This window comes from Phyllobacterium sp. CL33Tsu, from assembly GCF_900113985.1.
Lineage (GTDB): Bacteria > Pseudomonadota > Alphaproteobacteria > Rhizobiales > Rhizobiaceae > Phyllobacterium > Phyllobacterium pellucidum.
The window spans coordinates 615,657-630,038 of the sequence record NZ_FORJ01000002.1 but is presented as its reverse complement, the minus strand read 5'-3'; the positions used below and the strand labels follow the sequence as shown (position 1 = coordinate 630,038).

Annotated in this window: 14 protein-coding genes and 2 pseudogenes; 8 read left to right on the top strand and 8 right to left on the bottom strand. The window is 55.7% G+C overall.

Translation table 11 applies throughout. From position 1 onward, the window contains the following. The 3 genes from BM074_RS12685 to BM074_RS12680 all read left to right on the top strand — a co-directional run. A partial coding sequence (locus BM074_RS12685) for a sulfatase/phosphatase domain-containing protein (protein ID WP_175498842.1) occupies positions 1-672 on the top strand: 672 nt, incomplete at its 5' end. Positions 673-1,511: 839 nt separating this feature from the next. Then, positions 1,512-1,781, top strand: coding sequence for a hypothetical protein (locus BM074_RS22735; RefSeq protein ID WP_139217663.1), 270 nt, complete (start codon positions 1,512-1,514; stop codon positions 1,779-1,781). Positions 1,782-1,846: 65 nt separating this feature from the next. Then, positions 1,847-2,701: a universal stress protein gene (locus BM074_RS12680; protein ID WP_091922393.1), complete on the top strand. Its 855-nt coding sequence runs from the start codon at positions 1,847-1,849 to the stop codon at positions 2,699-2,701. Positions 2,702-3,342: 641 nt separating this feature from the next. On the opposite strand, the gene BM074_RS12675 is transcribed toward BM074_RS12680, so the two are convergent. The 5 genes and pseudogenes from BM074_RS12675 to BM074_RS12645 all read right to left on the bottom strand — a co-directional run bounded on the left by BM074_RS12675 (position 3,343) and on the right by BM074_RS12645 (position 7,110). After that, a complete protein-coding gene (locus BM074_RS12675) occupies positions 3,343-3,960 on the bottom strand; it encodes a hypothetical protein (protein WP_091922392.1) in 618 nt (205 codons plus the stop codon). Positions 3,961-4,588: 628 nt separating this feature from the next. Beyond that, positions 4,589-4,774: a hypothetical protein gene (locus tag BM074_RS12670; RefSeq protein WP_091922390.1), complete on the bottom strand. Its 186-nt coding sequence runs from the start codon at positions 4,772-4,774 to the stop codon at positions 4,589-4,591. A gap of 575 nt (positions 4,775-5,349) precedes the next feature. After that, complete coding sequence (locus BM074_RS22730) at positions 5,350-5,688, bottom strand: hypothetical protein (RefSeq protein WP_139217662.1); 339 nt, start codon at positions 5,686-5,688, stop codon at positions 5,350-5,352. Positions 5,689-6,114: 426 nt separating this feature from the next. Continuing rightward, positions 6,115-6,789: pseudogene (locus BM074_RS12650) on the bottom strand (SOS response-associated peptidase). A 63-nt stretch (positions 6,790-6,852) separates the two neighbouring features. Further along, positions 6,853-7,110, bottom strand: a complete 258-nt coding sequence (locus BM074_RS12645; RefSeq protein ID WP_139217661.1) for a hypothetical protein — start codon at positions 7,108-7,110, stop codon at positions 6,853-6,855. A gap of 557 nt (positions 7,111-7,667) precedes the next feature. Between BM074_RS12645 and BM074_RS12635 the strand changes: the two genes are divergently transcribed. From BM074_RS12635 to BM074_RS12625, 3 genes are all read left to right on the top strand, one after another. Continuing rightward, complete coding sequence (locus tag BM074_RS12635) at positions 7,668-9,101, top strand: DUF1254 domain-containing protein (protein ID WP_091922381.1); 1,434 nt, start codon at positions 7,668-7,670, stop codon at positions 9,099-9,101. Between the two features lie 462 nt (positions 9,102-9,563). Further along, a complete protein-coding gene (locus BM074_RS12630; protein WP_091922457.1) occupies positions 9,564-9,869 on the top strand; it encodes a DUF982 domain-containing protein in 306 nt (101 codons plus the stop codon). Positions 9,870-10,073: 204 nt separating this feature from the next. Next, positions 10,074-10,700 carry a cysteine hydrolase family protein gene (locus BM074_RS12625; RefSeq protein WP_091922379.1) on the top strand — a complete coding sequence of 209 codons (627 nt, stop codon included), beginning with the start codon at positions 10,074-10,076 and terminating at the stop codon, positions 10,698-10,700. On the opposite strand, the pseudogene BM074_RS23490 reads toward BM074_RS12625, so the two are convergent. Further along, positions 10,685-10,801, bottom strand: a pseudogene (locus BM074_RS23490) (DUF6766 family protein); the annotation flags it as partial. The gene BM074_RS12625 and the pseudogene BM074_RS23490 overlap by 16 nt on opposite strands. A gap of 47 nt (positions 10,802-10,848) precedes the next feature. On the opposite strand from BM074_RS23490, the gene BM074_RS12615 reads away from it, so the two are divergent. Further along, entirely contained in the window at positions 10,849-11,574 is a 726-nt protein-coding gene (locus tag BM074_RS12615) for a sigma-70 family RNA polymerase sigma factor (protein WP_091922377.1), read from the top strand. Positions 11,575-12,191: 617 nt separating this feature from the next. On the opposite strand, the gene BM074_RS23030 is transcribed toward BM074_RS12615, so the two are convergent. Continuing rightward, complete coding sequence (locus BM074_RS23030) at positions 12,192-12,341, bottom strand: hypothetical protein (protein WP_162737325.1); 150 nt, start codon at positions 12,339-12,341, stop codon at positions 12,192-12,194. Positions 12,342-12,434: 93 nt separating this feature from the next. Next, positions 12,435-13,379 (bottom strand): LysR family transcriptional regulator, encoded by a 945-nt coding sequence (locus BM074_RS12600; protein WP_091922374.1) that lies wholly within the window; start codon positions 13,377-13,379, stop codon positions 12,435-12,437. Positions 13,380-13,481: 102 nt separating this feature from the next. On the opposite strand from BM074_RS12600, the gene BM074_RS12595 reads away from it, so the two are divergent. Continuing rightward, positions 13,482-14,030, top strand: coding sequence for a nuclear transport factor 2 family protein (locus BM074_RS12595; protein ID WP_091922373.1), 549 nt, complete (start codon positions 13,482-13,484; stop codon positions 14,028-14,030). Positions 14,031-14,382 lie beyond the last annotated feature (352 nt).

The window sequence follows — 14,382 nt, the reverse complement described above, 5'->3', positions numbered from 1 at the left end:
CCCTTCAAGGGTGGCAAGCTGTCGACCTGGGAAGGCGGGATGCGGGCGCCGCTCGTTGTGCGCTGGCCCGGCCACATCAAGCCCGGCACGGTGAAAAACGACATGTTCGCTTCCCTCGACTGGTTGCCGACCCTCGTTGACATTGCTGGCGGTCCTAAAGGCAATGAATTGAAGAGCGAAATCGAGAAGGGAACATATCCCGGGATTACCAAGACCACACTCGATGGCGTCAATCAGCGCGACTATCTTGAAGGGACGTCGGACAAGTCGGCCCGCGATACATTCTTCTACTATTCCGGCAAAGACCCGTCAGCCGTCCGCTACAAGAACTGGAAAATGTATTTCGCGATGGTATCCGATGCTCCGCAGGGATTCCTGACCGGTGTCATTCCGTATAGCTGGACACAGGTCGTCAATATCAAGCGCGACCCGTTCGAAACCTCTGTCGGCGATCAGATAAAGACGCTTTTCGGTATGGGCGGGGCAATCTCGGCTCCGGCGACTGCCTACGTCTACGACTGGAACATGCTCCCGATCGGCCAGGCATTGTGGCTCAAGGAACTCCAGAGCTATATCGACTTCCCGCCAATGCAGGACCCGGCGAGCTATAACCTCCAACAGGTGATCCAACAGGTTCAGGCAATGAAGCAAGCGCATCACCCAAGTGAATGACACGAATAATGCGGACGTCCCCTAGGGCCCGTCCGCATTCGGCGATTAGCCCTTCGGCGCGCTCAATCGGCCTCTCGCCAGTACACCGACGATGACGAAAAGCGCCGCAGGAATTGGATAAAACTTACTTCAGCCAGCTTTTCCACCGCCCAATTCCGACGGTGTCTCCAAGAATGCTTTAAACGTTCGTAGTACGTGTTTTTGCGCGTCCTTCCGACTGGATACGACACCGTTCATTGTACTCGCTCGGAATGGTGAATGCCCGAGCTGGAAGTTGTAATACCAACGGCCATGCAGAGGGCCACCGTATAGACGGTATATGCGACCGATGGCCAAACGAAATGCAACCCCAATGAATTCATCGGGCCGCTTACGCTTGTCGAAATGGATCGGCTGCCAAGTTATGTCATATATTGCCCGCTTTTTCGTCGAAGGTCGGGAAGCACGATTTTCACCCACCGACCTGGGTTGTCTTTCGATCGCCATTTGAAGCGCTCCCATCGTCGGCCACAGTACGGTGTCTTCTCGCACGCGGCCGGCTCAATTCCCGCTACCAATTCTTAGCATACCAGGCGTTTTGCTGCTCCAGATATTCTCTTGGTTCGCCTTCCGCCATGGTTTTACTCGCTCGGATTCCTCTGCTCTCTTTTGAGAGCGTGACTAGGCACTTGATCAGCCGCAGCTCGCATCGCCTTGTCGATGATTGGGTCGATGCATTGCTTAAGCACTGACTAGCACCATGAGCCATCGGACGTTCCGGGCAGCAGGCAGGGTCACTTTAGTGAGAAACGTCGATAGACTGCGGATAGAGTGCTATAAGCGTCTTCAGGGGCATTTGAATGAACAGTGATCGTTATCCGGGATTCGATCGCCAAAGCGAGCGTCATACTTACAATGAGCTTGGCTCTTTGTTTGGCCCCGACAGCAGCCTCAAAAGACCAGACGTCTCCCATCCGACCCCCCCGGTTAAAGTTGAGCAATTACTAAAACTGCTGGATGATCCGGATTTGCATCGAGAAGCAGCAAAGCTCTTCGGCCGAAGTAGATTGACTCGAAAAATACGTTTCACGCCCTTGTTGATTTTGCGTGATCCGACCCACAGGTTTTGAAGAAATTGGCCCACAATTAATGTAGTATTGAAATTCCTTATCTCGGTCTGCTGGGGCGTATCATCATGAAACATATTCTCGTGGCAATGGACGTCAGCGAGATATCGGATCGAGCATTTGAAAGAGCTCTGCAACTGGCGCAGGTACATGATTCCAAGCTAACCGTCATGCACGTCATAGACGATGAGGAATTGATAGATAACGATCTCAACACCAAAGACCGATTGATCGAACAAGCCACGACGGATCTGCGGCGACACTGGGCAAACTTGTCCCCTTCCTCTGCCACCCGCATCAGCGCTATCGTCAAGATCGGCTCCGTCGCGAAGGATATTCTCGCCGAGGTTGCAACCAGACAAGTCGATCTTATAGTTCTTGGCATGCACCATGCGACGACGAAGGACCGCTTTACAGGAACCAAAGCCGGAAATATTGTCCGCAACAGCCTCGTTCCGGTTCTGGTTGTGAAAGACAAGCCCGCTGGCCCTTATCGTACGGTCGTTGCCGCGTCTGACTTCTCTCTTTCCTCGCAACATGCGCTGGGCGCTGGACTTGAGATTGCTCCTGAAGCAGCTGTTTGCCTGCTGCATGTCTTTCAAACCCCATTCTCAAGCCGTATTAAGGTAAATGCCGAGGAATTGGCGGAATATGAGCGGCCCTTGATCGATCAGTCTCAGCGCGAAGCCGATGCGGCCATCCGGGCATTTGTGAAAACCAATGGCGCTTTTTCAGGGTCCGTCACGCCAAGGCTTGAACGCGGAGAAATTGAGCCGGGCATAGACAAGATCGTGGCTGAACAGAACGCTGATTTGCTAGTCATGGGTACACATAGCAGCAGCGGTTTCGTCGGCGCCATCATTGGTAGCTATGCGATGAGCTTCCTGAATGCCCCGCCTTGCGACGTCATGGTAACGCGGTAAGCGCGCGCTGGAAAACTTAGGTCCCGATTCCTTGAGTAACAGCGATGCTCAGACGGTCCCCACACACTTATCCCCGAACATTGCAAACAATTATCCAGCTTCAGATTGTATTCCCTGGAGCGCACCGCCCGATGAACCCGCTTGTCAAGCGTGGGCAGGGTTCCAATGATGTGCTGAACAAGTTTTCACATGCTTGCGGGCCAAATGGCCGCTAACTTAAGGGTTAACCTTGCCTAACTAATGCGCAAACTCTTGTGCACCGCGAATTCATAACCATGTCGCATGGATTAGCCGAGTGTTGCAGAAAATCGTTGGATATCAATTGCAGCCACGACTTGATGCACCTCGGGGCGGGCGCCGTCCCAGTTATTATCCTTCTGCAGGATTCTTCCCGGCCCGCCAGTCATCGCCGGATGATATCCAGGCCCATACTTGCGGCAAATGGCGGATTCCCTTGCAAACAAAACCGCTTACTAGACGCTCAAAAAGAGGAGGAGAGAAACTCCGGTACGAACCCTGCCGTTTCATTCCCCTCCGAGGAGGCCAACCGCCGGCTTTTGGGGGTAGCGGTCAGTATGCTCAATCTACCAGCTTCGGCGTGATCTTGGGGTGACTCGGAACCTTCGTATTCCCCCCCAGTGCTAGCGCCTTGCATCCAAAAGTGCGTTGACCTCATCAACCTGATCGTCCGTCAGCGTTCGACCGAAATTTGCTTCCAACGTCGTCACGGCATCATCGAGAGCTTGTTCGCGCAGTATCGGATCGGTCAGCGCCAGCGCTGCCTCGCGATCGCGCTCATAGATAGCTATTTTACCAACCGACGAGTTTGGGGCTGCGCGCTCCCGGGCGCGGGCAGAGGCATGCGCCGCATTCAGCGGGCCCCATGTAGTGTCATCAAGGTTGTCATTGGTGAACTCGTCTTCTTTGGCCCAAGTTTTCTGAACCTTTGATTTGTCGATCGCGGTCGTCCTTTGCTCTTTCGACTTATCGTAATCGGTTTTCCTATTGTTGTGGGCACTAGCCGCATTGCCGTGGCTGGAAGAGGATTTCCCGCTAGCGCCGGCGTTTCCCTTAGCACCCCCTTTGCCCTGGCCGCCGCCATTTCCATTACCGCCGCCATGTCCATTACCGCCACTGTTTCCGTTGCCACCCTTTTCGGCAAAGGCCGGACCAGCGAAGTCAATTTGGTTTATCGTCGCGCCAGGAACCATTAAACCGAGAGACGCGGTTCCAATGAGAATAAATCTGAGCCGCTTCATGTCTACCTCCCATATTACTATTAAATTGAAAAACTGGACCGTCAGTTGGGTACCGAATATGCCCTAATCGGCAGTCGGGACCAAACGATTGCGGGGGCTCAATCGGACCGCCTACCCGAGCCCCTGCAGACAATCGAACTTCAGTCGATTTTAAACGGTGTACAGTGAGGACTGTTCCACAAGGGCTTGGCCTCATTGCGTCTTGGAAGAATACCTTTGGCCAAGCCCCACTGGGTGTGGGATACCAGCACAGATATAATACTCCTAATTCTGGAGTGCGTACGCTGAAGTTAATGTGATTTAGTTTCTGGTTATTGCGAAAAAGGGCGTAAAACTTACGCCCACCGCCAAGTCTTGAGCCCGAGGCTGCGGGCGACATTGGCGACCTGGATGCTCCTGTCAGCAGCGCACAAACGTACCAAAAATTGATGATGTTCCGCCTTGTCCGGAAAGAGACGGTCGGACATAAAAACGGGCTCGGACACGACGAGGGTCGCATGTCCGAGCCCATTGCTGCTTAATGAGCAAGGGTGGCATCAAGCAGATGCTATGGTTCCAACAGGCTGCCAACGGGAAGCGCCTGCGATTTCCATAGCCTAGTCGTCCTTTTTCACAATCTGGCCATTTTTCATCTCGAATACCCCTCATAGCCGCCTTGGATAATGAACGAATCTTCGAGTTCACGCCACGTTCCCAGCGGCGTCTCGCAGAGGCTGCAATGGATCATCGTCGTATAGGTCACGGTCTTCGGAATGCGCAGATAAATCTTTCCGCACTTGGGGCAGGTCAGCTCGAAGTTCAGCTTTTGCGGCACGCTTTCTTCTCCAAGAGGCGAGAGCGCAGCTCATCTCCCAAGCACCAGCGGCCGTTGTATCCCTGGCGACGTTTATAATGTACCGTAACTGTGGCCCCACGCAAGATTTTGAGTGCACTTCGAACATTGGCGATGGGAGATTAAAAGTATCGGAACGTAGTCGTGAAGAAGCGCATTGCTTCCGCCAAAGTTTCGACAGATGGCGGATGAAGACGGCAAAGATGAACGGATCAGGGTTGTGAGAAAGCACCTACTGGACCCGACATTTAAGGAGGCTTTGCGGTCTCGCTACGGCAATGTGCCTGACGATGAACGCTTCAAAGAACTTCTCGAGCAACTTGACGAGGCAGAGCGCCGTCATCGTAACAGACAACGTTAAACCGACTTGGTCGCGTCAATGCGGGCATCATGTGCCTCGCTTCATCGCTTTTTGCAAAAGTGTCTCGACCGAACGTAATTGCTGGTGATGCATCGCAAGTTGGGTGGTGTCCGCGACCGTTACGATGGCAGCAAACACTTCATCCTCGGCCCATCCGGCCGCAACAGCTTCGCCGAAGAGTTCAAGTAATCTATCTTCAATCGCCCTCTGGCAGTCGCTCAATCGATCCTTGTGGCCGGCCGGCTTGCGTGGTCTCTCGATCGTCATGTGAAGCACTACTTCCATCATCCATCACGGCACGACGTTTTCGCGCACGCCCACGCCGTTGGGCCAATTCTCGCTCGCGATTTTTAGCATACCATGCGTTTTGCTGCTCCCTGTATTTCTCTGGGTTTGCTTTTCGCCATTGTTTTACTCGTTCTGCTTCCTTTGCTTTCTTTTCGGGGGAAGGTGGGTTTTTGGCACGCCACTGCCGCATCTTCTCGGCATTTTTCGTTTTGCGAAGGGCCTCTTTTTCGTCGGTACTTTTGCTCATGTCTTCCTGCTCGCCACACCCTCGCTGCGGAGATCCTATTTATCCAACCCGCTTGTGCTCACCGCAATACCATTCCAGTCCAAATCGCTTTTCAAATCTAAATGAGCCGCACGATCTACAACCAGGATGCATGCAATGGTGCTCGACGATGGCCGCTGGGGCTTTGTCCACGTCCTGCGGGTAGGTAGGCTTTGGCGGTCCTGTCTCAGACATCGGTTTTCTTTATAAAAGCCAAGCAAGAAAAACTCCCAACATAATGCCGAGAAGGACCAGCGCGAGGAACCTGTTCGTCTTCCGAACTTGGCGAGCCTCTTCGGACGACATAACGCGAAGCGCGCCGGCCGCGTTCTTTTCAAGGTCGTTTAACTCAAAGTGCCGATTGGTCTCGTTTTGATGGTACATTTTGGGTTCCAGATGAACTCGCGCTTAAAGCAATGAGGGCTGCTGTTCTTCGGCAACCGGTTGAGGCGGCAGGATCAACTGCTCGTCGGGCAGCGGACGCTGCAATTTCAGCGCCTCCTCGGCTGGAGCATTCATCCATACGTCGATTTCATCAGTACTGGTCAGAATAACCGGCATTGCCTGTGGATGAATGGGCGCAACGATGCTGTTGGGATTAGTGGTTAGGAAGGCAAAGATATCAGCTTGAACCGGGCCTTCCTTCTTCTTGCGGACGCTGTACCAACTCGTCCAGATGCCGGCGAACTAGAAGAGGGGCCTTTCCTCGTTGAGCGCGAACCAGTGGATGGGCTTTTTCTTGGTAACGGGATCGGCGACCTCGCCATATTCGGAAAAACTGGTCGCCGGAACGACGCAACGGTTTTCGGGACCAATCCACCGGCGCCAATGTGAAGAGGTCGGGTTGCGAATGTTGGTCACGCCGCTATCGACCTCGGATTTAAGGTACTGTCGGGGCGTCGGCATGCCCCAGCGGGCGAGGGCAAGCTCGCGTTCACCCTCGGCATTCTTGCGGCCGATTGGTGCGTGATAGTCGGGGAAAATATCGATCTGCGGCGTCAGGCGATTGGTAAGGTCGTGGATCGGCAGGAAGAGTTGCCGCATCGCTTCGTGGGTCGTGGTGGCATTGTACAGATTGCACATCAGGCTCACTGGTCCGTGGAGATTAATGGACGATATCCGATCAACCACCTGGTGCAAGCGTGGTCAGTCGCGCGGCCGATTGCTGGTGCCAAATTCGTTGCCGCGCCGCGTCCCGCACGCCCGGCAAACAAGTCTGCGGGAAATATCTTCGAGGATCACATCAGCGCCGTAGCGTTTGGACAACATGGATTTTTCAATCTGACCGATTTTGCCGCACTGAATGCAGTAGCCGAACAAATCATCCCACGCTTCAAGCTCCGAGAGCCGCGTCCTCTCCTTGATCGGCCGAAGATGCCGCTCCCTCATGGTCGCTTCAGCCAAAGCAAATACCACGAAAGACTGATCCGGCGGGTTAGTGACGCTTATGAAGGCCGCGTGCATTATGAGAAACGCACATATTCGACAGGAGCAATTTTTGACGCCCGAGCAATTTAAGGAATGCCTTTCACTCTTGCGCTGGACTCAGATCGACCTTGCTGCGGCATTGGAATGCGACATTTTTCTCACGAACGCTTGGGGCAACGGGCTTGAGCCGATCCCGGCGGATATTTCCGCGTGGCTCGAGAAACTCGCTAAGGCTCACCACAAAGCCGGTATTCCCGATGCATATAGGGGTGCAGTGCTAAAGATGAAGGTGGGAGGGTAGAAAAGAGGCGTTTTACATCGTAATGCATTTAGCGATTCCGCGAGGCTTTGGAAACAGTAATTTACAGTAACATCTGATGGCTCTACTAGCCAAGATTGCAGCCTTTGAATATCAAAACCGGGTGACGCAAAATCAGTGTTTCTGAATATTGCGCCGCCAAGTTTGGGGTAATTCAGAGGAGAAATATCATGGGGCACTTGCTTCTGGCAGCCACGGCGGGAGTACACAGCAAATGTTGACCAAGCGCGATCTTCTTCGCTCGGCTGCGATAATTGCCGCTGCCGCTACAATCGTGAAGCCAAGCATCTTGATGGCGCAGAGCTATCCGGACATTATCGAGGCGAAGAACATCGCCGAGGAAGGGTTCATTTATGGCCTGCCGCTCGTGATGAACTATGGGGTCATGTACGAGTATGCGGTCGATCGCAATTCGGGGCAGTTCAAGGCTCCGTTCAACGAGATCAAGAACGAACCCAACGTCTTCACCTACAAAGACACAGCAATCGTCACGCCAAACAGCGACACACCCTATTCCTTCGTCTGGCTCGATTTGCGGGCCGAGCCGGTCGTACTCTCGGTCCCGGCGATTGACCCAAAGCGCTACTACTCGGTGATGCTCTGTGACGGCAATACCTACAATTACGGCTATATCGGCACTCGTGCCACGGGCAGCGAGGCCGGCGACTACATGGTGGTCGGGCCAGACTGGAAGGGTGACACCCCGGCAGGCATCAAGCAGGTGTTTCGTTCGAGCACACAGTTTTCCGTCGCGGGTTATCGCACCCAGCTCTTCGGGCCGGATGATCTCGACAACGTCAAGAAGGTGCAAGCTGGTTACAAGGTACAGATGCTCTCGGCGTATCTGAAGCAAACGCCACCAGCGGCGGCTCCGGCCATCGACTTCCCGAAGATCGATAAGGAACTCGTGAAGACCAACTTCTTCGATTACCTCGACTTCGCGCTGCAGTATGCGCCGCCGCAGGACAATGAAAGGGAGATACGCGCCAAGCTGGCTCGCATCGGCGTTGGGCCAGGCAAGACCTTCGACTTCAAGGAGCTGCCAGTGGAGCATAAGCTGGAGCTTGGCCTTGGCATGAAAGAGGGCCAGCGCAAGGTCGATGAGGCAGTCGCCAACGTTGGCAAAACAATCAATGGCTGGCGGCTTAGCGGTCTTCCCGGGGATAGCGCCCACTACAACGGGGACTGGTTAAAGCGCGCTGTCGCGGCGCAGGCCGGCATATATGGTAATGACCCGGAGGAGGCGACATATCCGTTTACCCGCGTCGACAGCGACGGGCAGACGCTCGACGGCAGCAAGCACAACTACACGCTGACGTTTCCGGCAGGACAACTGCCGCCGGTGAATTCATTCTGGTCGCTGACCATGTATGACGGCAAGTCCCAGCTCCTGATCGAAAACCCGATCAACCGCTATCTCATCAACTCGCCCATGCTGCCCGCTATGAAGACCAACGCGGATGGGTCGCTGACACTGCATATCCAGAACAAGTCTCCGGGCGCAGACAAGGAAGCGAACTGGCTGCCTGCTCCTGACGGGCCGATCTACTTGGTGATGCGGCTCTACTGGCCAAAGACAACGCCGCCTTCGGTGCTGCCGGCGGGCGAGGGGACCTGGGCGCCCCCTGGGATCGTAGTGAGTTCCTAAGTTTCAGATCGAAAACGGAGTGGTAAGGCAGTCAGCGCCGCCGCTTCATCGGCGCTTTGCGCTGCCCTGCTCCGGTCTGGTAAGTTTACGCTTCCTACAAATACTTCCTTCAGCGCGCTGGAATTGAGGTCCACCGAGGTGGAACCAGGAATACCATTGAACGTTAACTGCCGAAAATCGAAAGCAGCGAAAATTTGGGTGGATCGCGATGGAGGATCATCGGTACCCGCGCAAAAAATGTAGCCCATGGAGTGCTGGCAAGGCCATGGAGCTCAGGTTAACAAGGTCACAATCACCAGAGTCAGATCGCGCTGACGATAAAACCTGGGTAAGCCCATGGCTGTGGCGGTCCGCCCGGTCTGTAAACTTAAGACCCAGCAAAAAGCATACCGAGTGGCGCAAGGTGTTGGCCACGGGCACTCGGAGTCCGTGGCGAACACCGAGCTAAATAAGGAGGAGCTTATGGAGTACAATATCTTCAAAAATCCCGTGGTGATATTGGTTGGACTGGGTGTGCCAAGCCAAGTCAGGTCCGTCACTGAAGCATATGCGCTGTTGAGGGATTGGCCATTGTCGAAAAAAGAGGTCGCTCATACGATGGCACTGAACGCATGCCGCGCGGCGCTGTCAGGAGAGGTAGAAGCAGAGACCGCTCGGAGCATGTTCCTTGCTTTCGCCCGCAAACATGACGCTCTTGCGCCGGACTTCGAGGTTGCCGTGCATCGTAGTTCGGCGGAAAAATACTCGAATATCAGGAGGCAGCCATGACGGATTTACAAGTGACCGTCCTCATGGCCTTTGCCATGGTTCTGGCGATGGCGACCCAATATTTTTCGCAGACAAGAGACTAACGGCGGTGTTCGCGTTTGGCACGTGTCGACGTGCAACGCCGGCGCGCCCGTGCACGAATAGAGGATGCTGACAGCGCCGTCATCAATGGTCTAGTAGCGGTTCCGGTCATGGAGGTGACGAGTGGCGAGCGGACTAAGATTTGGCCCCATTGATGAAGCGGCAGTTCACCTTTGTGTCGACATGCAGGGCATTTTTCGAGGTGACAGCCCATGGGCCATGCCATGGTTTGACCGGGTCTTACCGCACATTGAAGCCTTGGTAGGAAAAGACCCTACGCGGACAGTGTTCACCCGATTTATTCCTGCTCGGAATGCACAAGACGTGGGTGGAACCTGGCTGCGCTATTATCAACGCTGGAATAACATGACCCTTGATAATCTTGACGCCGGCCAGGTTGATATCGTTCCTGAGCTTGCGCGGCATGTTCCGCCCGCGCGGACCTTTGACAAGGTTGTGTATTCGCCTTGGCAATCCGGCGAACTGTTTTTGCACCTCAATCGGGGAGCGGTCCGCACCCTTATCGTAAGTGGCGGCGAAACAGATGTCTGCGTCCTCGCTTCGGTGCTTGGTGCGATTGATCTCGGCTTCCGAGTGATTGTCGCGAGCGACGCGGTCTGCAGTTCGTCGGATGCAGCTCATGACGCCATGCAGTTGTTTTATGGTCAACGCCTCTCGCAGCAAGTTGAGACCGCTGAAACGGAGGAAATCCTGGATTGTTGGAGTGCTTACTATCAGTTCCCGGTTTGATCGTTTGGCGCTTCAACAGGCTTTAATTCAGGCGAGCCGCTATATCGCAGAAAAACCGGCAGCACTACCAGCGTTGCTGTCGAGAAAAACTCTGACTGCCAGGTTGAAAGCAGCTTCTCCGCATGTTGAATGAGTTGATCGTCGGAAAATGCGAAACTTCTACCAAAGCTTGCTGACCATTTTCATAGATAGACGCCACGGTGCGGTCGCCCCCACCGCCCGCTTCTCTGAACGTTATTTTTCGATCTACAACCTTCATCAGTCTACTCCTAGTGGTTGTAGGAGCAACTGTTCTAACCGACGGCAACATGCGCCGCCAGAAAACTTTTTGACATCTAAGAAGGAACTGCTTGCTGCTATTCCGGCATTACGCCGATTTTCCCGTACCTTTCACAAATCGAAGCCAGCCGCCGAAGATCTGGTTCAGGAGACGTTGGTGCGCGCTTGGCACTCTCTCGACAGCTATCAGCCAGGCACCAGCATGCAGGCATGGCTTTTCACCATCATGCGCAACATCTTTCTCACCGATTACCGAAAGCGCGACCGGGAGACGACGGGATTTACGACGGATATTGCGGATTACCAAGGCGCACAAGCTGCGCCTCAAGAATGGAAAATTCGTGCGCAGGATGTGCAGGCGGCCCTCCACAGACTTCCAACTGAGCAGCGCATCGCCATCGTCCTATGTTGCGTGCTTGGACACAGTTACCAGGAAGCAGCAGACATATGCGGTTGTGAAATCGGGACGATTAAAAGCCGGATCGGTCGGGGCAAACTCGCACTGTTGTCGTTGCTTGGCGAAGAGAGCCGACTATCGGTCCTCGAAACCGATTACCGTACTTCGACCACAGCAGCCATTAATTTCTTCGCCTAGAACACCGGAATGAAATGGGCTCGGAAAGGTTCGGGGTGCGCAATTCCAAGCGATAGCGCTGCTGCATGGAGCGCAAACGGGGTGCCGGAAAGCATCCTCATCATCAAGCCGTTTGTTCCTGCGCAGCTCGTAACCGCGCTCGCAACGCTGCTTAACCAACCCAACCTTGATCCGCCTGGTCCGAGCGGGCCGTGACGGGCCGAACTGCTTTGGCACCCACAGATCGCCACTAGCGCCACTGTTAATGGCGCCATCGTCCAAGCCGCTGGTCAAATTGCCGCCTTTCTCGCTCGTCGGCTCAATCTGGGCGCGGATGCAGCATTGGTTTATGGGTACATCCCTCATGGTTCTGGCCGTTAAGATGGCGACGGCTCCGCGCCCATGACAACCCGCTACTTTGATGCGAGGTAAGCAATAAGGATGTCGTGCGCCGCTTTGAGATCAGGCTTTTCGACCAATTCGCTACTTGTGTGAATATAGCGGACCCCATGATTCCGATTGCTCGCGATCCGGCAACTACTTGTTGAGCCGCCGAAGGGGGTGGACGCGATGCGGCCCATTGGAATCCCCATCACCCCGTCAGCACGAAGGCTTCGGACATCGCCCGACGACGGTGATCAAAAGCTGCGCATGGGCGATGCCGGGCAGCGAAGCCAGAGGCGGGCTGCGCCGTGCTCGAGCGTCAGTGAGAGCAAGAACGGTTCGACCGGCGGGTCTTCGCGATCGTTCTCGGCCGGAAGTGCGGCGTAGAGAGCGCCGTTCGGCATCAGACACCGGCGCCTGCCGAACCAGAACATCCGTGATGCTATATCCCATTGCTTGGACGACGGGCACGACCACAAAGCTTTGCCGATCGCCGCCTATGATCTCGCAGCGGCCGCCGTGAGTTTGTCAAGCAGCCACATCAGCCCCGCGTCGGCCGTCGCGGAGCGCGGCACAAAGGCCGTGAGCGGAAAATCGCCGAGTGGCAGCGGTGGCTCCGCAATGGCGATCCCCATGGCCGGCGCGAACCGTTCGGCGAAGCGCCTCGGCACAGCGCAGATCAGGTCGGTCTCACCGACCAGGGCACAGGCAAACATGAAGTTGGGGACCGTCAGCGCTACGCGCCGAGCCAAGCCCTGGTGTCTGAGAAGTGTATCGACGAAGCCGTGTGGATCGCCGCTTTCCGACACGACCAGGTGCCCACTATCGCAATAGGTCTCGATCGTCGGACGCGCGAGGAAGGCATGGCCCCGCCGCAGCACCAGAACAAAGTCCTCCTCGTGCAGTATGCGGCTCTCGAAGCGCAGCGGACCTTTCCCTGAAGGGATCACGGCTATGTCGAGCATGCGCGTCTCCAGTTCGCGGAACACGTCGCGCCAGGCCCTGTCGGGCTCTTCGCCGGGAAGCGGCAGGAGCTGGCGGATGCCGAGGTCAAGTCCGGGGGCTTCCCGGGCGATAACCGACAGCAAGGTCTGCAGGAAGACAGCGGAGACCCCGTCGGGCGCGCCGATCACCATGCGGCGCCGCGTTGTGCCCGGATCGAAGGGCTCCGCACGGGCGACCACTGCGCGGACATGGCGCAGCGCTTCGTCGATGCCGGGGGCGAGCGCCTCGGCGCGCTCTGTCGGCACGACACCCTTGGGCGTCTTCATGAACAGCGGATCGTTGAGCAAGCGACGCAGTCGGCCCAGCCCGTGGCTGACCGCAGAGGTCGAGAGGTTCAGCCGTGCCGCGGCGCGGCCAACATGGCGTTCGGCGAAGACCGCTTCGAACAGTACCAGCAGGTTGAGGTCGGCTCGCGATAAATCGATTTCATGCAACATATTGGTGAAATCATATCACTTCATTCATCAGACGTAAAATTGCATCAACGCCCCGCACAAGCGCGGTCCCAATCGACCGCGTCCGAGCGAAAGGACACCAACATGATATCCACTTTTGGCTTGAGCCTGCTGGCGACGCTGGCGGGCGCCACGGAGACCGGCAATGCGCGCGCGGAAGCCGAGGCATCCGAGATCGAGGCGGTCGCCGCCCAGGCCGCCGAGGCGCACGCGCATCTGATGCATGGAGATATTGCCGCCTATCGACGCGCAATCCAGACCGCGCCCGACTTCATCCTCATGGACCCCTTCGGCGGCGTTCCCACCGGCAATCCCAAGTCCGACGCTGACTGGGAGCGGATCGGTCGCTATTTCAGAGACGGGCGCGACGCCAGCTTCCGGCTGATCGCCTCTTACCGGGCGAGCGACATGATCGTCCTCGTTGCGAACGAATACGCGCATGTCGCCGTAGGATCGCTGCCGGCACAGGACTGGGCGCTGCGCGTGACCCTCGTCTTCCGGCGCGACGGGAACCGCTGGCTGTTGGTGCACCGTCATGCCGACCCACTTGAGCCGGGCATCAGTCTGGAAGAAGCGAGCCGGATAACGCTCGGCCGCAGGGCGACGAAACCGGTCGTGGAAGAGGGCCAATGACCGCGCAACAGTGAGCTGGATCTAGTGGTTTTTGCTTGAATAATGATCGTTTAACAGAAGACCTTGAGATTAGGTTGAATATCCGCCTAAACCGTACTTTGGGTTTGATTAGCCATTCCAATGATTTGCCGAATTGTGAAGCAGTGGGTCGATGGTTCGATTCCGTTCAAGGCGGCGGAGTCAAAGTGCCCTGTAGCAATCATTGAGATAGTGCACTTGAATGACCAGATGGGGCCGGTAGCGGACCGGCAGCTAACCCGTAACACAAGGGAGAAAGCCCCATGCCGCGCCTCTCCAGCTTTCGGAAAACCCAACCGGAGGAAGTCACGCCGATGAACCTTCTGTAACATTG

What these genes read in the sequence shown, in the direction of transcription:
- BM074_RS22735 (WP_139217663.1), top strand. Translation starts at nt 1,512, where the DNA reads ATGAACAGTGATCGTTATCCGGGATTCGATCGCCAAAGCGAGCGTCAT.
- BM074_RS12680 (WP_091922393.1), top strand. Translation starts at nt 1,847, where the DNA reads ATGAAACATATTCTCGTGGCAATGGACGTCAGCGAGATATCGGATCGA.
- BM074_RS12675 (WP_091922392.1), bottom strand. Translation starts at nt 3,960, where the DNA reads ATGAAGCGGCTCAGATTTATTCTCATTGGAACCGCGTCTCTCGGTTTA.
- BM074_RS22730 (WP_139217662.1), bottom strand. Translation starts at nt 5,688, where the DNA reads ATGAGCAAAAGTACCGACGAAAAAGAGGCCCTTCGCAAAACGAAAAAT.
- BM074_RS12635 (WP_091922381.1), top strand. Translation starts at nt 7,668, where the DNA reads ATGTTGACCAAGCGCGATCTTCTTCGCTCGGCTGCGATAATTGCCGCT.
- BM074_RS12630 (WP_091922457.1), top strand. Translation starts at nt 9,564, where the DNA reads ATGGAGTACAATATCTTCAAAAATCCCGTGGTGATATTGGTTGGACTG.
- BM074_RS12615 (WP_091922377.1), top strand. Translation starts at nt 10,849, where the DNA reads ATGCGAAACTTCTACCAAAGCTTGCTGACCATTTTCATAGATAGACGC.
- BM074_RS23030 (WP_162737325.1), bottom strand. Translation starts at nt 12,341, where the DNA reads ATGCCGAACGGCGCTCTCTACGCCGCACTTCCGGCCGAGAACGATCGC.
- BM074_RS12600 (WP_091922374.1), bottom strand. Translation starts at nt 13,379, where the DNA reads ATGTTGCATGAAATCGATTTATCGCGAGCCGACCTCAACCTGCTGGTA.
- BM074_RS12595 (WP_091922373.1), top strand. Translation starts at nt 13,482, where the DNA reads ATGATATCCACTTTTGGCTTGAGCCTGCTGGCGACGCTGGCGGGCGCC.